A 17,933-nucleotide genomic window follows, 5' to 3' on the forward strand; every position below is an offset into this window, starting at 1 on the left:
CTTAACTCTTCTTCATGTGCGTTATTTATTGCACTTCCGAAGTGATTTCTGTCGTGATGGTAAACGGCGTTGCGATACTAATATAACCAGTTACACGCAATGTATAGGTGCCCACCATGTCTGTCCAAAACTGGATAACCTCAGGGTTTTCCAAGGACGCGCTTGATGCAATTTCGACACCATCGGGGTTAACCAAGAAAAAATCTAGGTCAGCGACCCCGGTCCAAGTCAAAGTGGACGTAAGGTTGACATCGTTAGGGCCAATTTCTAGCGGGAATTCCTGAACCTCAAGGTTCTCCGCCGAAACCCCCATTGTTCCTGAGTCAATTTGTTGGCTTTGGGTGAAGCTAACATCAGGAGGCAAAATTGCGCCATCGACATCCATCCGATCGAACATCACGCCCTTATCGAGAACCCGAACTTCTAAGTCATGAATGCCGTCACCTAAGTCATCGAACGCAACCGCTACATCTTGCGGTGATCCTGCAGAAGCATTACGCGCATAAATTGTTTCAGCCCCCATCACGCGCCCATCGCTGATCAGTTCGATAGATACTGGCTGATCACTGGTCGCCAAAAAGTGGAGCCGCACGCGCTCACCTCTCACTTTCGCAAAAACTGACGCATGTGCGTTTTTAGCTTTAGAAACCGTTCCTTCGAATGCTTTGGTATCTGTTTTGCTTTGCCATTTTCCGACATAAACAAATTCTTGAGCACTGTCATCGGCCTGCGCCCAACGTCCTTGACTTGCCCAAAGCGTATCGCCATTCATGAAGGCAATACGATTACCGCTTGTTTCTTTCGCTAAGTCCACCGCCGCTTTAACGTCAATGTAACCAGCGCCTACTTCATGGGGCGCATAGTCCATCGGTTCAGCAGTATCCTTAATTATCTGCTCTATTTGGTCTGGCGACAGCGCTGGATTCGCTTCTAGTAACAATGCAGTCACTCCAGCAATGAACGGTGTTGCCATAGAGGTACCGCTTATCGTGTGGTAGTACAACAGATAATCGGGATTTTCTTCATCAATAACTGGCCCCATTGCCCCAATCGCTGTATTTGGTGCGCGCGTTGACGTTATATTTTGCCCAGGAGCCGTAATATCGGGTAGTTTATATTGATGACCCGCAACCCCCCGACTGGAAAAGTCTGCGAGTAGTTTGTCACTGGTACCAGCTGCCACATTGATAACCCAAGGTGCGATCGCATATTGGTTTAACGTATCCTCTGTAGGGCCTGAGTTTGACGCTGCAAAACTTACCACCATCCCCTTCTTATACGCTTCAAATGACGCTTTGTTTATTGGGTTGTTTGGATCAAACTCTGCACCGTCGCCGCCGCCCCAACTATTGGTAATCACATCGATACCCAACCGTTCTCGGTTCGCAATGGCGTAATCGAAACCCAACAGTGCATACAGAATCGAAATGCCTTCACCGGCGCCAAGCCCCACTAAGCTTGCTCCTGGAGCAATACCATCGTGGTAATAGGCTCTACGTGTATCATCAATAGATGCCATGCCTGTTCCAGCAACGGTACCAGCAACATGGGTACCGTGACCCGACGAGGTATCACTGTTTGGCACCCCTTCTAGAAATGCATTGCGTCCGCCAAGCAAATCAAGATCGCCAACAATTTTTACATTCTCGATCGTTTTGGTTGCGAACTCCAAATCCGGGTGCGTCGCATCGACCCCAGAATCTAACACTGCAATTGTTACGCCTTGTCCGTCTAAACCATAGAAGTCTTGCACATAATGTCCGCCAGTAATTTCACCCGACGTATAGTTGCTGTATTCTAAGGGAGTGTTCGCATAGATACTGCTGACAGCTGGGCTCGCCAGAAGCGCTTGCAATTGCAACTTGCTTACAGTCGCACCTGCGATGGGCATTGTTTGCAGTGCAATGTAGGGGATTCCTAGGTTCTGTAGCACACCATCAATTTGGTTGTGCTCCTCAAATGACACTATTACATCGTAAGGCCCTGTCAGGCTTTGTAGGTCTTGTGAGAGTTTAGGACCCAATAAGGCATCAGCATTTGCGCTCCCTACTCCGATAAGCCCAGACGCCAAAATACTCAATGAAAGAAGAGTTCGTTTCATAATCATGCTCCAAGTAAACGTTGTTGACGTTCACAGAGTTGCAGCAAATGAAAACCGAGGATATAGGGGATCTCCCCTAACTTACCAATATTGAGAAGTGGCTTAACAATTAAAAATGGTGGCCCCTCCCAGATTTGAACTGGGGACCAACCGATTATGAGACGAAAACACCCTCTGTTCAGGCTGTTCGCCTATGAACAAACATGAACAAATAATCCTATTTATATCTATTATTTTCATCAACTTAAATACACTACCGTCAATAACCCCTGTTTACAGTTGTTCACATTCTTACCTCGTTGTGCAATTATCTAGCTACATTGCTGCTACATTTTCGATTGGTGAGTGCGAAATGACGACCCTGACGACAACCCGCGTAAAGCTGACAAATTCCGTTTTGAAAGGCCTGAGTGAGCAGATTCGGCGGGTCAATGATACCGAGCTTCCAGGGTTCCACCTGCGGATCAGCGAGCGTGGCAAAATGACCTATTACCTGTTCTATCGCCTTCACGGTAAACAGGTCAATTTCAAGCTTGGCTCGCATCCTCAAATCACCCCAGCCCAAGCACGGGAAATGGCCAAGCAAAAAGCGGGAGAAGTCGCTAATGGTATCGACGTTCAGCAAGCACGAAAAGCGCAGCGCCTGCAAACCGAGCGCGACAAACTGACACGACTGGAAGCGTTCATCGAGCAGCGCTACCGTCCCTACCAGGAAACGCGTAATCCCAAAACAGCAACTAAGCTCATTCAACAGTTTTACTCCGGCTTCCCTGAGCTCCTGCCATTACAGCTCTCAGACATAACCGCCGCCCGTATCGAAAACTGGCGTAATGCAAAGAAAAAGGGGGGGATGAAAGACGCGACCATTAACAGCTATGTCGCTACACTCAAGGCCGCTTTGAATCGAGCCGTCGACTGGGATCTTATTGACCATCACGATCTGCAGAAAGTCAAACCGCTTAAAAGTGATAATACCCGCGTGCGCTATCTCGAAGATGACGAAGAGCAGCGTCTTCGCGAAGCTCTGCGTGCTCGCGATCAGCGACTTAAAAATGAGCGCGATAGCGCCAATAAGTTTCGCCAGCAGCGTGGTTATCCCTTAAAACCTCCACTTTATGACTATCCCTATGCCGACCATTTAGAGCCCATCGTTTTATTAGCCATGAATACCGGACTACGTAAAAGCGAACTCCTCTCGCTCACCTGGGCGGACGTCGACATAAAGCGTAAGCACCTGACTATTTTGCCGAGTAACGCTAAATCCGGAAAGACCCGTCATGTTCCGCTTAATTCTCATGCGCTGAACGTTTTTAAGGGATGGGCCAAGCATCACGCGCATCAACACTATGTCTTTGAGCGCGCGCCTGGTGACAAGCTACAGGACGTAAAAAAGAGTTGGAATAAGGTGCTAGAAGAGGCGCAAATTGAGAACTTCCGCTTTCATGATTTACGTCACCACTTTGCAAGTCAACTTGCCATGCGCGGCGTGGATCTGAATACCATTCGTGAATTGCTCGGTCACCACAGTATGGAAATGACACTCCGATATGCTCACTTAAGACCTGAGAAAAAGACTGCCGCTGTCGATCTACTTTGACCCTTTGGTTGATAAACATCAAATTGATAAAATCGCGCATGCGGCCTGTTTACTATACCTTGGCTAGCGGTAATTGCCGCAAATAGATCCTGACTAAGCGCTACCACTCAGCCAGGATGATTTAATAGTCTGCGTTATCTTTGCTGGTAATTTATTACCGTCTGACATTTCGGACACGTGTGCAGAGCGAAGAACTTATTCGCCACCCTCTAAATTCGCTCTCGATCTTCCATAACAAGCTTCTTCCTACCTTCAGTGAGATCCCAGAGAAGCGTCAGGCTTGGCGCTTTATATTTCTCTTCACTATAAAATATTTTAAGGTATTCATAATCGCTCCTATGGGCATAAAGCTCATCGCAAAGCCGCCGCCTTTCGGCTAGAAAGAAACTGTGCAAGCGATCCTGAGCCGCAGCGAGTCGCGACATATTTTTGGTAATCACCTCGTAAATACCAAATGCTTTAAAGGTATGGTAGCCGCCGAAAGCAAATCCAGCGCCCATAAAAGAATACATGACAGGTGGGTAATGTTGCCTCATTAGGTAGTAACTGAGAAAGAGGCCTCCAAGAGCAAAAATACATACTGCAATTAATTCGCAATCATCCAGTCTGTTATCTATCAACTTACGCCAGTGTCGAATCTCATAATCGTAAGAGTCGTTTACCGCCTTGTGCAGAAAATTGTAAAGTTTTTCATGTTCCATGAATAAATCTCCTTTTTAAATCTTTCAAGTATTTTCAACGCAAGCCAGACGGTAAAGTCAGCACATACACTTTGTTACCTTAGTGCCGCTCACCATTGTTTTATAGCAACGATTCACTCATTATGTCTCTAAAAAAATAAGAGATAAACAAGGATGAACCGATAATGGCAGCAATTAACTTTTTACGACTCGGAGAGAAAGCGCTCGAACGAATCGCTAATGAGGCCGATATATACTCACTGGTAAAAGGCGGACATATAAGGTTATGGGCTGAAATTCCGCGCACTTGGGCATTGCTGACCTTACCTGATGAAGCTGAAACGGCAGTTGCAAAAGCGGTAGTTGAAGGACTCGTGATGTTGCGCAATGCAGATGCGTTAAGACTTCTTGAAAACGGTGTAATCAAAACAGATACCGTTTACGCATTTGTTGGAGAGAGTATAAAAGCGACTTCTTTTGATAACCCTTTTTCCTCCGAGCTACCAATTGACTTTATAAAAAACTGGGCACCTGAGAGATATAGCAACGAGAGACTAACGTTATACAGAGCAAAGTTAAATGCTGAAGAGGCAAAAACCGGGGGGGCTATATTCAAAGAGATGCTTGAGGGGTCAACAGCTCACAACCAGGAATTTAAAGATGCATTTGCGAACCTTCAAAAGATATTTGCTTCACAACAGCAAATAACGATACAAACACGAGCGATCGAAATCAAAAGGTTGCAAGTACTGGTTGACTCAAGCATTACGCAGTTCAATCCTGCACTTCCTAAAACGACACCGACCACAAATGAGGTTTTTTTATCGCAGTACTCAATCCCCTCGTATCCGATTATTCTAGACACTCTAGAATACCTGCGTGTTAACCCATCGATTAAACCCGCGAACTTATGGAAAAAGCTTCGAGAAGAGCATAATCGCTCTTCCCCAAAGGTTATCGACGTCAACGAGTCAATTATCGATATTTCACAAAATGACATGGCGCATTATGACGCCAACAACAATCGTGAAGAGATGAGCAAGAAACGCTATTCCAACTTGGTTGCCGAACTAAGAAAACTTCTCGATTCATAAGAAAAGAGCCCGGGATTTTGCCCGGGCACTTTTCGATCTCGTAAGTTTCGTCATGAACCAGTACATCACATGAGGAAACTACTATGTCACTACACAAACGTGCATACAGTGAGAGCGAAGCCTCACAGTACATTTGCATGAGTCGCTCATTTTTACGTCAAGCGCGTATGAACGGGCCTCTCGCAAAAAGAACGCCAGGACCACGTTATATAAGAGTCGGGCGCGCAATTCGCTACTTAGTTGACGATCTTGACGCCTGGCTCGAACAACATTGCAAGCACCAATCCCCTCTTCATGCTCTGGAGGGTGGACATGACTGAATCAAAAAAAGAAGCGATTCTTGAGCAGTTCAAGCATTTCCCAAAGCTTCTCATCTGCTTGGACGTATGTAGCCGATCCGGATCGGTGATTTTCGGAGAGAACCCACCTGAGTTAAGCATGTCTTTACTCGCCGAACTGCGAGCAGAAGGGAAAATCGAAAGAAAGTTTCGAGAAGTTCACGGAATACATTGGTGCGAGGTCACTCCGAAGTCAGGGAGAAGACCATGAACCAAAAAGACATGCAACGGCTAGAAGCTCTTTACCCTGATTTAGTTCCATTTTCAGAAATGATTGAAATTGATGACGCTAAATTTATTCTTCAGAAGCTATCCGTATTTCCCCGCCCAAGTTGGCCACGGGTCCTTAGACGCTATAGAGGAAAGGGTTCGAAAAGAGAACGGAACCTATTTCTATACGAATTCGCTGAAGAAACGCGAAACTCACTTCCTAGCTGTATAAAAAGCCTCGATATAGATTCGGAAGAAATAAACACGATTGCTAAATATCAGCTTGGTAGAATCACTGAGATAGCTAAAGGGGTGCTATACGAAGTAGAGGATCATTTTCACGCACCCTATACCTATACGGGGAGAGCCAATTCCGACAAGATACTGTATACCAGTCTGCGACTGTATATGGAAAGGTTAAGACTGATTCCACCAGATGCCTATACCCATCAGAATTTCGCTTCTTGTATCCGGAAAATGCTTTGTATAAAAACATGGAGACGTCAGTTACACGTCGAACTGAAGCGAGCTAGAGAAAAGTTCTTTATATCCCTTGGCGAAGTTAACCAATCTAACGGCTTGTATATCAGTAATTTCGGCGCAGAAAAGCGAAAACATGAAAAAATTGCCAATCAGGAATTCCTTGCCTCTACCTATATGAAAAATTCAAAAGGGGAGATTTTCAGTCTACTTAAGCTCTCAAATGCAACGGTTGCAAACCCGATTAACCGAAGAAATGAATTAATGGCTCGACTGGCCGGAGCAGAGCAAGAAGCCAACCGACGAGGAGATATAGGGTTATTTTTAACGATCACCTGCCCTAGCCGGTTTCACTCTACTCTATCTACCACAGGTCAGCAGAACCCCAAATGGGATGGAAGTACCCCCAAGCAGGCGAGTCAGTATTTATCTAAACTTTGGCAAAAGATCCGCGCAGCGTTAAGCCGACAACAAATACGTATATATGGAATTCGTATTAGCGAGCCACAACATGACGCTACGCCTCATTGGCACATGCTGGTCTTTGTTGCGCCTGAATATACTCAAAACTTAATCGAAACAGCGAAAGAATACGCTTTGCAAGATAGTCCGAATGAACCAGGCGCAACCAAATATCGCTTTGATGTCGAGATTATAGACAAACGGAAAGGCACCGCAACTTCATATATAGCAAAGTACATATCAAAGAATATTGATGGTTTTGGACTAGAGCATGTGGACAACGAGATTCTAATAAAGGCATTTCGCGTCGAAGCCTGGGCAAGCTGTTGGGGGATCCGACAATTTCAGTCATTTGGCATGCCATCGATCACCGGCTGGCGAGAGATCCGAAAAGTAGAACGGGAGTTGCCCGAGTCTTCTCCTTTTCATTTAACACACAAAGCGGCTGATTCAGGGGACTTCGCGGGGTATATAAGAGCAATGGGGGGAGTTTGTATTCCAGCAAAGGAGCGCTCAATTAAGTTGTTATACGATGCTCAATTCGCTCAAGAGTCGGGAGAGGTCAAACTCAGCCAGTATACGCACGAGCCCGTATTTAAAGTTGTTGGGTTACAAGCTGAAGGCAAAAGGCTCCTTACTAGAAGCGAGCGCTGGCAGCGTTGCTCTGAGACTGGGGCGGCATAGCCGCCTAACTTGGAGTACTGGGAATAACTGTACTAATATAGAGCCAAACAATAAACCAAAAGCAAAGGACAGCGTGTTGACTACCTCCAAAGAAGATACCCATCAAAATGCTGATATTGATAAACCTGAAATAGTGATAGCTTTCGTGGCTGCTGTGGGAACAGACATTAACCATTTCTCTAATTTAATAACGCAGGAGCTTTCATTGTATGACTATCGTACAGAGGAAGTAAGAATCTCTCGACAATTTTTGGAATTGTTGAGTCAACCTCCCAACAACGCAACCAAGCTCCAGGAGGTTGATCACTACATGACTTTAGGTAATCGCGTTAGAAAGTTAACTGAAAATAATGCAGCATTAGCATATAGCGCGATTACACTCATAAATAAAAGGCGAAAAGAGCTATCAACAGAAGAAGCACCTCTTAATAGATACGCATGGCTTATAAGATCTTTAAAACACCCCGAGGAAGTCAAAGCTCTTAGAGAAGCATATGGGGATAGTTTATATATAATTGGTATTCATTCCGATGAGAAGGTTAGAAAGAAAAACCTTGAAAAGCTTAGAAAAAAAGCTGATCAAGACGGTTTTGTCGACAAGTTAATCAAGCGAGATGAGGACGAGCTTGAGGGGCATGGTCAGCATACTAGTGATACTTTTCACTTATCAGACTTTTTCATCGACTCTGGCGAAACACTCGATAAGAACAAATATGATATTGAACGCGTATTTGAACTTATATTTGATAATCCATTTTTGACGCCTACATTCGATGAGTATGCCATGTTTATGGCATTTTCCGCATCTACCCGCTCTGCAGATCTATCTAGGCAAGTCGGAGCGGTGATAGCAAAGGATGAAAATATAATTTCCACTGGGGCTAATGATGTTCCAAGAGCGTCAGGGGGGCTTTACTGGCCTATAAATACTAAATCTCATGGGGTTATAGATGAAGACCAAGGCCGGGACTATAAGGTCGGTTATGACTCAAATAGAAAGGTTTTAGACGAGATAATAGCTGATCTGTTAGTAAAGTTAAAAATAGAAAACTCGGAGGAGAATAAGGAAATAATAAAAAGCAGCAAGTTAGGTGACATAACTGAATATGGAAGAGTGGTTCATGCTGAAATGGAAGCTATACTTTCTTGCGGTAGAACCAATAATACAACGGTAGGAACGACGCTTTACTGCACCACTTTTCCCTGCCACAACTGTGCCAAGCATATTATTGCTTCAGGTATCATGAAGGTTTTTTATGTTGAGCCCTATTCGAAAAGTCGCGCTTTGGAGTTCCACAAAGATTCTGTGACTACTTGCAAGAAGAAAGGTGATAAAGTGCTGTTCGCGCCTTTTGTTGGAGTTGGTCCAAAAAACTTCCTAAATTTTTTCTCGTTGAAGCTGGGTTCTGGCGCGGTAGTGAGAAGAAAAGACAAAAATACCGGCAAAAAATTGAGTTGGTCCAAAGAATCCGCTAAGCTCAGAATCGAGCCTGATGTTATGAACTATCTAACTAATGAAGAGTTTGCTCTTCACATTGCGAGTGAGACTTTAGATAAGTATAACAAGGCTTGTCAAAACGAGGGAGAATAGAGATGTGTGTTCAAACTAGAAAACAACAACTTATCGAACATTTGAAAGATGCAGATGACAGAGTTGCCCGTCGGCCACAATGGCAGAAAGCTCTTATCCAAAAGAAAAAAGATATGCTGTTTAAAGCACAGGCTCAACCTGCTTGAGCCATTCACTACAAACTTAGGGAGGTAACAACTACCTAAAGAGTTGTTACCTTTTAGTTACTCTTAAGCGTTCACACGGCTTAGTTAAACCGAGCTCCACCTCTGCCGTTTCTTATTTTCACTCAAGTAATGAATATTATTGAAGACTATTTGCTTTGGTCTTATCGCAATCTTGCTGCTCTCAAGTGTCAACTTCTCTTAAGATGAGACAGATGCCACTAGAGCTTTCTGAGAGGATAACCCTCAGGAGACGAAAATAAAAAATCGAAATTTACCGAAACGCAGACCTTCTCGATTCTTAATTAAGCTGACCAAGATCGAAATCTCGACTTCCTCGTTAGTGAGACACTACCTGCTAGCCTATCCTACCCATCTCAATCACCAAACTTGATAAACCAATAAAGAAACCCTGACCTGCTACAAATTAGCTACAGGAAGCGTTTTTTAGGATACATACGTTAGTGCCTGCTAACTGTATAGAGTTTGTTTGTATTGGTGGCCCCTCCCAGATTTGAACTGGGGACCAACCGATTATGAGTCGGCTGCTCTAACCACTGAGCTAAGGGGCCATTACAGGAAGGTGTTTAATCCCATGGGATTAACAAAGCGGGCGCAAGTATATGCAATTTTGGCCCGCTTGTCATGACCCCGAAGGGCTGTTTTTAAAGCTTTATGTTGTAGAATTCGGCGGCGTTGCGCGCGAATACTTTGTCGATGGCGTCGTCGTCATCGAGGGCTGCAGCAACTGTGGTGATGTCACTGACGTTGAACGGTCGCTCAGCGCGGTTTGACGGTAAGTCAGTACCGAACATCAAACAGTCTGGGTTGGTCTTGTAGAGCGCGCGTACGGCTTCTGTAACGTTCACTTCGGTACGACCAAAGCCGCTGGCTTTAATATGCACGCCAGCTTCAGCTAATTTTCGCACTTGTGACAAACCAGAGCGTGCCATGCCAAGGTGGTCGACCGATGCTTTTGGCAACTTAATGAGCTTTGGAATGACTTCATCAAGTTCACGGCTGTCGACGTACATTTCGAGGTGCCAGCCAGCAAGATCCCAGATGCGCATACCGAAATCAACGAGGTTGTCGAGCCCGCTGACCACGCGACGTTTTAAGTTAACACGTACGCCGCGGACACCGGCATCACGTAACGACAAAATCTTTTCGTCAGATACGGTACTTGGCAAGTTGGTGATGGCGACAAAATTGTCACCGAGCTGGTCCAGCGCAGGGGCAATGTACTTTTGATCAAAGCCTTGTGATGAACCTGACACCAACGCTCCGCCAACAATAGGCAGGTCGCGCGTACGGTGCTTGTAGTCCTCCACCGAAAATGGCGGTGGCAAGAAGCCTTGGTTTTCTATTAATGGATACGCGTCATTGTAAATGTGCAAATGCGCATCGACGATACGACGTGGTTGCGGTGTATCAGTCTTATTCTGATCCATTGCGATCATAAAGTATCCTTTTCAGCGAAATTAGCACCACCTTAACAAAAATAGCGGCAAATTTCATATCAGCACAACTTATACTGGCTACAGGCCAGCACGAATTCAAGCATAAAAAAGCCTCTGCAGTTCGACACTACAGAGGCGTTTTCGTTCGACTTCAGGCTTACTCGTCCAAGAACGACTTCAGCTGTTCTGAACGGCTTGGATGACGAAGCTTGCGTAACGCTTTCGCTTCAATCTGACGGATCCGCTCTCGGGTTACGTCAAACTGTTTACCCACTTCTTCAAGCGTATGGTCAGTATTCATGTCGATACCGAAACGCATGCGCAGAACTTTCGCTTCACGCTGCGTTAAGCCACCCAACACACCGCGAACGGCATTTTTAAGGCTTTCCGAAGTCGCAGAATCCACTGGCAAATCGAGGGTTGTATCCTCGATGAAGTCACCAAGATGCGAATCTTCATCGTCACCAATCGGTGTTTCCATGGAGATCGGCTCTTTGGCAATCTTCAAGACCTTACGGATCTTGTCTTCAGGCATGACCATGCGCTCCGCCAACTCTTCTGGCGACGGCTCACGGCCCATTTCTTGTAGCATTTGACGCGAAATACGGTTCAGCTTATTGATCGTTTCGATCATGTGCACCGGAATACGGATGGTCCGCGCTTGGTCAGCAATCGAACGCGTGATCGCCTGACGAATCCACCAGGTCGCATAAGTTGAGAACTTATAACCACGGCGATATTCGAACTTATCCACGGCTTTCATCAAACCGATGTTACCTTCTTGGATCAAGTCCAAGAACTGCAGGCCACGGTTGGTGTATTTTTTCGCAATCGAAATAACCAAACGTAAGTTCGCTTCGACCATTTCTTTCTTGGCGCGACGCGCTTTCGCTTCACCGATCGACATACGACGGTTGATGTCTTTCACTTTGGCAATAGTAAGTCCGGTTTCGACCTCAACTTCTGCCAGTTTGGCGACACAACGTTCAAGCTCGGTGCGTAGTTCAGCGATGCCATCGGCGTAGCTTTCGCCACTTTCGATCGCTGCTTCCAGCCACGCTGTGCTGTTTTCATTACCGGCGAACGCTTTCATGAAGGCGCGCTTCGGCATGTTTGCCTGCTCGACGCACATTTTCATGATCAAACGTTCTTGCACACGGACACGATGCATCATGTCGCGCATGTCTTTCACTAAACGATCAAACTGCTTAGGTACTAAGCGGAATTGTTTAAACAGATCGCTTAGTGCGTCAATGTCTTTCCGCGCTTTAGCGTTGTCACGGCCATGCTTGCTGATCGCCGCGCGGGTCTTTTCGTACTGGTCACGAAGCTCACCGAATTTTTGCCGTGCGAACTCAGGATCGATGCCGCCTTCATTGGCGTCATCATCATCGTCGTCATCGTCATCGGCATCATCGTCTTCGTCTTCGAGTTCATCTTCAGATAACTCAGAGCCGATGTGCGTTGCCGCGACCGGTGCTTCGTCGACTTCGTTAGGATCGATAAAACCAGAAATGATGTCGGTGAGACGCATTTCTTCGGCTTCACATTGATCCCACTGATCGAGTAAGAAGTTAATGGCTTCAGGATATTCGGCGACTGAGCATTGAACTTGGTTAATACCTTCTTCAATGCGCTTGGCTATGTCGATTTCGCCTTCGCGTGTTAACAACTCGACCGTACCCATTTCACGCATGTACATACGCACAGGGTCTGTCGTGCGGCCTAATTCGCCGTCAACACTAGCGAGCGCTGCCGCCGCTGCTTCCGCAGCATCTTCGTCTGCGGTGTCTTCGCTCATCATCAAGTCATCGGCATCGGGGGCGTTTTCAAACACCTTGATCCCCATGTCGTTAATCATGGCGATGATATCTTCAATTTGATCGGAATCTACAATCTCAGAAGGTAAATGATCGTTGACCTCGGCAAAAGTCAGGTAACCCTGCTCTTTTCCTTTGGCAATAAGAATTCTGAGTTGCGATTGACGACTCTGCTGCATACAGATCTACCACCTGTGATTTCAAATGGATAACTAAAAACCGGTCTTAAACTGAGGTATCGAATTCAAGACCGGATAGTGTAGCAGATTATGCAGTTTCGAGCCAGAAAATAATCAATTCTGTTGTGGGATACGGTCCAATGCTAACTGACCGGTACCAACGAGTTTTCCATCCTCAAAAACCAGTGGTGTGCACTCGTCACGAGTGGTGTTGCCGTCGCCTTCAACGCGATGCGTGCGATAGTAAAGTACATCGTAACGTACGCCATCAATGGTCGTGCGATCAGCAAAGTTTGGGGTGCCCATGGTCGCACGTACTGTCTCAGGTGTTGCTGCGGCAGAAAGTGCAGCGATGTGCGCACGGTTTTCTTCTTCTAACTTACGAAAGTCGCTCGTTGACCAATCATTATCACCGTGGCCATCGGCGACGATCAAGCACCCTTGTAAGGTCAAAACTGAAGTAAAGATAACTGCGCCAGCGGCTAAGGCTTTCATGGTTTTCATTATTATTCCTTTATGACTAAGTTTCAGAGAAGACAAAGGGAGTTAGCGTACGCTACGCTCACAACTTTGTAGTTACCCAAGGATTTAAGCAAGGATAATGCCAAGTTTTTAAATTCATAAAATTACCAATAAAAACAATTATTTAGTTTTGGCGTATTGGTTTTGGTTTGCTTGAGGATGGAGTGGTTTTCACTACTTTTTGTCAATTTTATCAACTTTGTGCGTTGTTCTTTTTCGCTTTATGTTGCATCAATGCCATGTATTCGCGCTTCTCGTCTGCACTCAGCGGCGCCTGTTGCTCTTTGGCAAGCAGCTCATTCGCACGTTGTTCAACAAACAAATCAATGAAATACAAGAAGGTATCGAAAAACTCTTGGCTGATATTGTCTTGCTCAAGATGATGCTCCCAACTTACCAGCTGACGTAAAAGTTTTTCTTCACGCTGACCACGCCAAAGCTCAACCAATTGCGCTGAATTAACATTTTGCTCGCGCGTCTGCCGATGCAGCTCAAGCAGTACGTTGATGCCCGGCAATTTAAGTTGCGCTAACTCTTCGTGCAGCGGTACTTCGTGACCGAGTTGCGGGTATTGCAGGAGCAGTGCTATGGCACGCCGAATCGGCGTCATTTTTAGTTGTTCCGGCGCTTGTGCATGCTGTGGTTTTTGCTTCACTTGACTCGCTACTTGCGAGACTTCGCGGCGTAACAAACGGGCCAGTTCCTGTAACAGTTCTTCGCGGTAATAATCGCTGGCCACTTTTTCAATTAACGGCCGCGCTTGGCTCAACAGCGCCGCACGTCCACCATCGGTGGTGAGATCCAAGCTCTCAGTCAGATGATTGAAAAAGTACTGGGTGAAGCTTTGTGCCTTTGCTAACCGCGCAGTGAACGCTTCGGCGCCTTCTTGGCGGACCAAACTATCTGGGTCTTCGCCATCGGGCAAAAATAGAAAATTCAGTTCAAGGCCGTCGGTTAACAACGGTAAGGCATTTTCGAGTGCGCGCCAGGCCGCGTCTCGGCCCGCACGGTCACCATCGTAGCAACAGGTCACCCGCTTCGTTGCACGGAATAGCATCTGCAATTGCTCAGTCGTCGTTGCTGTGCCTAGCGATGCCACGGCAAAGTCAATCCCCGCTTGGGCTAAGGCCACGACGTCCATATAGCCTTCGACAATAACGACTTGCTCGAGATTGCGATGCGCTTGCTTTACTTCATAGAAACCATACAGTTCCCGGCCTTTATGAAAGATGCGCGTTTCTGGCGAGTTTAAATACTTCGGCCCATCACCGGCCAGAATACGACCACCAAAACCAACCACGCGGCCACGGCGATCACGAATGGGGAACATCACCCGATCGCGGAAGAAGTCGTAATAACGGCCATTATCGTTGCGATTCACCAGCTTCAAGTCGACCAGCTGTTCACGTGATCCTTGATCCTTTGCCAAACTCTTCAGCAGATCATCCCAACCATCCGGGGCGTAGCCAATTTGGAATTGCTTCACGACTTCGCCGCTAAGGCCACGGCCCTTAAGATAATCAACCACCTCGGCTGACTTCTTATGGTTGCGTAACTGATAGGCAAAAAACTTACTGGCACGTTCCATTTGTTGGTAATCATCAGCGGCTTGTTGCCGTTTGCGCGCCTCTGCCTGAGGGTTGGCTGAGGTTTCGCGGGGCACTTCAACACCCAGCATTGCCGCAAGCTCTTCCACTGCATCGGGGAATTCAAGACCGTCATAGCGCATTAAAAAGTCAATGGCATTACCATGCTCGCCACAGCCAAAGCAGTGAAAAAACTGCTTATCCGGAGCTACGGTGAAACTGGGGGTCTTTTCATTATGAAATGGGCAACAGGCCTGATAATTACGGCCCGCTTTTTTAAGCGGCACACGGCTATCCACGACTTCGACCACATCGGCGCGGTCAAGTAGATCATAGATAAAGCTTTTTGGAATCAGCCCTGCCATGGTATCTGCGGTTCCCTTTTGTGTCATCGAGCGAAGGTCGCACGATTGTACCGCTTATTGCAGAAATGAAAAAGCCGAAGCGTGAAACACGGCTTCGGCTCTCAGCAGTCACTGTAAAAGCAGATTGCTCATCAGTAACCAGTCGCGGTGTAAAAGTTCAAGGTCGGCATGCGACCCAACAACTTAGTACAAACGAGTGCGACGCGCATTCTCGCGCGACAATTTCTTCGCGTGACGTTTTACCGCTGCTGCTTTCTTGCGCTTACGCTCTGCAGTTGGCTTCTCGTAGTGTTCACGACGACGTACTTCTGACAATACGCCCGCTTTTTCGCAAGAACGCTTGAAACGACGCAGCGCCACGTCAAACGGCTCGTTTTCTTTTACTTTAACAACTGGCATTAAAATCTCACCTCAATGAAAATTCTGTTGTTTGGTTATCAACTTTGGTCACTTTTTGACCAAGACGAATAAAAATGGTGCTGAATTGTAGCGAGTTCAGATCCTGATGTAAAGCCTGCGATCAATTTAATTCTTTAGGTGAACGTGGCGAGAAAGGATGGAAGCGGTGAAGCATGAAAATCAGGCTGGTCAACATGACACTCATGCTGGTGACTCACCGCTTCCAAAGCGTGATCAACAGAAGTTGTATATTATGTTTTATTTTTGTGAGCAGATTATGACACCTTTACACGTCAAATTATGTCGCAGCAAGCTTATTTTGCGACATTTTTTACCTCTTTTTTAAAAACTTGATACAATACGGCTACTTATCGGCGCAATGTCGATCTATACAAGAGGCTTGCGGGGAGTCTGGCATGTTCGAAACCTTTATTTTTCAATTCACATCTCTGTTCACCATGATCAACCCGGTCGCAGCCGTACCTATTTATATTGCGCTTACCGAAACCATGACACCCAAAGCAGCACGCTGGGTGGCGATGCGCGCCGCGGTAACAGCCTTTATTGCCTTAAGCGTGTTTGCGCTGTTGGGCGAAGCTATTTTTAGTTTCTTCAATATTTCAGTGAACGGCTTGCGGGTCGCGGGCGGTATTTTGTTCTTTGTGATGGGTTTTGAGATGTTACGCGGTCGCACTGTCCCTAAACGGGTCGATGGCGAAACCGATGGAGATTTCGGCTCCGACGTGGCAGTCACACCGATCGGCATCCCAATGATTGCCGGACCAGGGGCCATTACCATGGTGATCTTGGTTATTCAGGAAGGTAAAACCGCAGCCTCGACAGCTTCTTCGAGCATCAGCCTGTTTATCGCTATTGGCTTGGTCTGCGCATTAACGGCAGTGGTGCTCGCCAGTGGCCGACAATTATTAGCCAAGCTCGGCCGCAGCGGTAGTAAGATTCTAATGCGCCTAATGGGACTTATTGTCATGCTCATTGCCGTCGAGTTTTTCTTCGCCGGCATCAAACCCTACGTGATTGATATTGCACGTTCGATCCCAGCCTAGCAGGCTGGGATCGCAGCGTTACTTAGGCTAAAGACGGAACCTCGAGACCGCGCTTGGCATAAAATTCTGCCACATGCGCTTCTAAACGATCCTCGGCAATAGCATCACGCAAGTCTTGCATCACTTTTTGATAAAAATGCAGGTTGTGAATAGTGTTCAAGCGACCACCTAGCATTTCATTACTGCGATCCAAATGGTGCAAGTAGGCGCGTGAATAATTCTTGCAGGTGTAGCAGTCACATTCAGGATCTAATGGACCCGTATCTGTGCGATGTACGGCATTACGTATTTTCACCACACCAGTACTGACAAACAAATGACCATTACGCGCATTCCGCGTCGGCATAACGCAATCAAACATGTCCACGCCACGGCGTACTGCTTCAACTAAGTCTTCTGGCTTACCTACGCCCATCAAGTAACGCGGCTTATCAGCTGGCATTTGTGGCGCAATGTGATCGAGAATGCGCATCATGTCTTCTTTTGGCTCACCAACCGACAGTCCGCCAATTGCATAGCCGTCGAAGCCGATATCGGTCAGGCCATCCAACGAAATGGTCCGCAGCTCTTCATACATACCGCCTTGGATAATGCCAAATAGCGCCGCAGGGTTGTCGCCATGAGCGGTTTTTGAACGCTCTGCCCAGCGCAACGATAGCTCCATCGAGCTACGCGCTTCGGCTTGCGTCGCTGGATATGGCGTACACTCGTCAAAAATCATCACGATGTCTGAGCCTAAGTCACGTTGCACTTCCATCGACTTTTCTGGCGTCAGTAGAATCTTTTCACCATTAATCGGCGAGCGGAAGGTCACGCCCTCTTCGGTGATCTTGCGTAATTCACCAAGACTAAAAACTTGGAAGCCGCCAGAGTCCGTCAGAATGGGCTTATCCCAGTTCATAAAGTCATGCAGATCACCATGCTGTTTGATGATTTGCGTACCTGGACGTAGCATCAGGTGGAAGGTATTACCAAGGCAGATATGCGCACCTGTTGCTTTCACTTCTTCAGGTGTCATGCCTTTGACGGTTCCAGCAGTGCCCACTGGCATAAAGGCTGGTGTTTCGACCACACCGCGGTCAAAAGTCATGCGCCCGCGGCGTGCTTTGCCACAGGTTTTCAATAATTCAAACTTCATTTCATCACCGTTCGGTTAAT

The 17,933-nt window shown here is 46.7% G+C and carries 14 protein-coding genes and 1 tRNA gene; 6 read left to right on the forward strand and 9 right to left on the reverse strand.

All coding sequences use genetic code 11. The features are described from left to right. Window positions 1–25 precede the first annotated feature (25 nt). Entirely contained in the window at window positions 26–2,101 is a 2,076-nt protein-coding gene (locus CWI70_RS11610) for a S8 family serine peptidase (RefSeq protein ID WP_126773927.1), read from the reverse strand. A gap of 352 nt (window positions 2,102–2,453) precedes the next feature. Between CWI70_RS11610 and CWI70_RS11615 the strand changes: the two genes are divergently transcribed. Beyond that, complete coding sequence (locus CWI70_RS11615) at window positions 2,454–3,698, forward strand: tyrosine-type recombinase/integrase (protein ID WP_126773929.1); 1,245 nt, start codon at window positions 2,454–2,456, stop codon at window positions 3,696–3,698. A 209-nt stretch (window positions 3,699–3,907) separates the two neighbouring features. On the opposite strand, the gene CWI70_RS11620 is transcribed toward CWI70_RS11615, so the two are convergent. After that, the gene (locus CWI70_RS11620; protein ID WP_126773930.1) at window positions 3,908–4,399 is read right to left on the reverse strand and encodes a hypothetical protein; all 492 of its coding nucleotides are present in this window, start codon (window positions 4,397–4,399) and stop codon (window positions 3,908–3,910) included. Between the two features lie 164 nt (window positions 4,400–4,563). On the opposite strand from CWI70_RS11620, the gene CWI70_RS11625 reads away from it, so the two are divergent. From CWI70_RS11625 to CWI70_RS12425, 4 genes are all read left to right on the forward strand, one after another. Further along, window positions 4,564–5,472, forward strand: coding sequence for a hypothetical protein (locus tag CWI70_RS11625; protein WP_126773932.1), 909 nt, complete (start codon window positions 4,564–4,566; stop codon window positions 5,470–5,472). A gap of 545 nt (window positions 5,473–6,017) precedes the next feature. Then, window positions 6,018–7,646, forward strand: coding sequence for a replication endonuclease (locus CWI70_RS11635; protein WP_126773936.1), 1,629 nt, complete (start codon window positions 6,018–6,020; stop codon window positions 7,644–7,646). 73 nt (window positions 7,647–7,719) lie between these two features. Continuing rightward, the gene (locus CWI70_RS11640; protein WP_198677702.1) at window positions 7,720–9,237 is read left to right on the forward strand and encodes an anti-phage dCTP deaminase; all 1,518 of its coding nucleotides are present in this window, start codon (window positions 7,720–7,722) and stop codon (window positions 9,235–9,237) included. Window positions 9,238–9,239: 2 nt separating this feature from the next. Next, window positions 9,240–9,383 carry a hypothetical protein gene (locus CWI70_RS12425; RefSeq protein WP_157980904.1) on the forward strand — a complete coding sequence of 48 codons (144 nt, stop codon included), beginning with the start codon at window positions 9,240–9,242 and terminating at the stop codon, window positions 9,381–9,383. A 493-nt stretch (window positions 9,384–9,876) separates the two neighbouring features. On the opposite strand, the gene CWI70_RS11645 is transcribed toward CWI70_RS12425, so the two are convergent. The 6 genes from CWI70_RS11645 to rpsU form a co-directional block, all read right to left on the reverse strand. After that, window positions 9,877–9,952: transfer RNA gene (locus tag CWI70_RS11645), tRNA-Ile, on the reverse strand. A 93-nt stretch (window positions 9,953–10,045) separates the two neighbouring features. Further along, window positions 10,046–10,840: an amidohydrolase family protein gene (locus tag CWI70_RS11650; RefSeq protein WP_241967900.1), complete on the reverse strand. Its 795-nt coding sequence runs from the start codon at window positions 10,838–10,840 to the stop codon at window positions 10,046–10,048. Between the two features lie 157 nt (window positions 10,841–10,997). Then, on the reverse strand, window positions 10,998–12,839 hold the full coding sequence (gene rpoD, locus CWI70_RS11655; RefSeq protein WP_126773940.1) for an RNA polymerase sigma factor RpoD: 1,842 nt from the start codon (window positions 12,837–12,839) through the stop codon (window positions 10,998–11,000). A 114-nt stretch (window positions 12,840–12,953) separates the two neighbouring features. Continuing rightward, complete coding sequence (locus tag CWI70_RS11660; protein WP_126773942.1) at window positions 12,954–13,343, reverse strand: DUF3192 domain-containing protein; 390 nt, start codon at window positions 13,341–13,343, stop codon at window positions 12,954–12,956. Between the two features lie 211 nt (window positions 13,344–13,554). Beyond that, entirely contained in the window at window positions 13,555–15,312 is a 1,758-nt protein-coding gene (gene dnaG, locus CWI70_RS11665; protein ID WP_126773944.1) for a DNA primase, read from the reverse strand. A gap of 183 nt (window positions 15,313–15,495) precedes the next feature. Beyond that, complete coding sequence (rpsU, locus tag CWI70_RS11670) at window positions 15,496–15,711, reverse strand: 30S ribosomal protein S21 (protein WP_026860840.1); 216 nt, start codon at window positions 15,709–15,711, stop codon at window positions 15,496–15,498. Window positions 15,712–16,127: 416 nt separating this feature from the next. Between rpsU and CWI70_RS11675 the strand changes: the two genes are divergently transcribed. Then, complete coding sequence (locus tag CWI70_RS11675) at window positions 16,128–16,775, forward strand: MarC family protein (protein ID WP_126773946.1); 648 nt, start codon at window positions 16,128–16,130, stop codon at window positions 16,773–16,775. 22 nt (window positions 16,776–16,797) lie between these two features. Here the strand turns inward: CWI70_RS11675 and tgt are convergent, their stop codons facing one another. Then, window positions 16,798–17,913 (reverse strand): tRNA guanosine(34) transglycosylase Tgt, encoded by a 1,116-nt coding sequence (gene tgt, locus CWI70_RS11680; RefSeq protein WP_126773948.1) that lies wholly within the window; start codon window positions 17,911–17,913, stop codon window positions 16,798–16,800. Between the last annotated feature and the right edge of the window lie 20 nt (window positions 17,914–17,933).

It is taken from the genome of Pseudidiomarina homiensis (assembly GCF_003987225.1).
GTDB classification, from domain to species: domain Bacteria; phylum Pseudomonadota; class Gammaproteobacteria; order Enterobacterales; family Alteromonadaceae; genus Pseudidiomarina; species Pseudidiomarina homiensis.

Coding starts and splice junctions, on each gene's coding strand:
- CWI70_RS11615 (WP_126773929.1), top strand. CDS start 2,454: ATGACGACCCTGACGACAACCCGCGTAAAGCTGACAAATTCCGTTTTG.
- CWI70_RS11635 (WP_126773936.1), top strand. CDS start 6,018: ATGAACCAAAAAGACATGCAACGGCTAGAAGCTCTTTACCCTGATTTA.
- CWI70_RS11620 (WP_126773930.1), bottom strand. CDS start 4,399: ATGGAACATGAAAAACTTTACAATTTTCTGCACAAGGCGGTAAACGAC.
- CWI70_RS11660 (WP_126773942.1), bottom strand. CDS start 13,343: ATGAAAACCATGAAAGCCTTAGCCGCTGGCGCAGTTATCTTTACTTCA.
- tgt (WP_126773948.1), bottom strand. CDS start 17,913: ATGAAGTTTGAATTATTGAAAACCTGTGGCAAAGCACGCCGCGGGCGC.
- rpoD (WP_126773940.1), bottom strand. CDS start 12,839: ATGCAGCAGAGTCGTCAATCGCAACTCAGAATTCTTATTGCCAAAGGA.
- CWI70_RS11675 (WP_126773946.1), top strand. CDS start 16,128: ATGTTCGAAACCTTTATTTTTCAATTCACATCTCTGTTCACCATGATC.
- dnaG (WP_126773944.1), bottom strand. CDS start 15,312: ATGGCAGGGCTGATTCCAAAAAGCTTTATCTATGATCTACTTGACCGC.
- CWI70_RS11650 (WP_241967900.1), bottom strand. CDS start 10,840: ATGATCGCAATGGATCAGAATAAGACTGATACACCGCAACCACGTCGT.
- rpsU (WP_026860840.1), bottom strand. CDS start 15,711: ATGCCAGTTGTTAAAGTAAAAGAAAACGAGCCGTTTGACGTGGCGCTG.
- CWI70_RS11610 (WP_126773927.1), bottom strand. CDS start 2,101: ATGAAACGAACTCTTCTTTCATTGAGTATTTTGGCGTCTGGGCTTATC.
- CWI70_RS11625 (WP_126773932.1), top strand. CDS start 4,564: ATGGCAGCAATTAACTTTTTACGACTCGGAGAGAAAGCGCTCGAACGA.
- CWI70_RS12425 (WP_157980904.1), top strand. CDS start 9,240: ATGTGTGTTCAAACTAGAAAACAACAACTTATCGAACATTTGAAAGAT.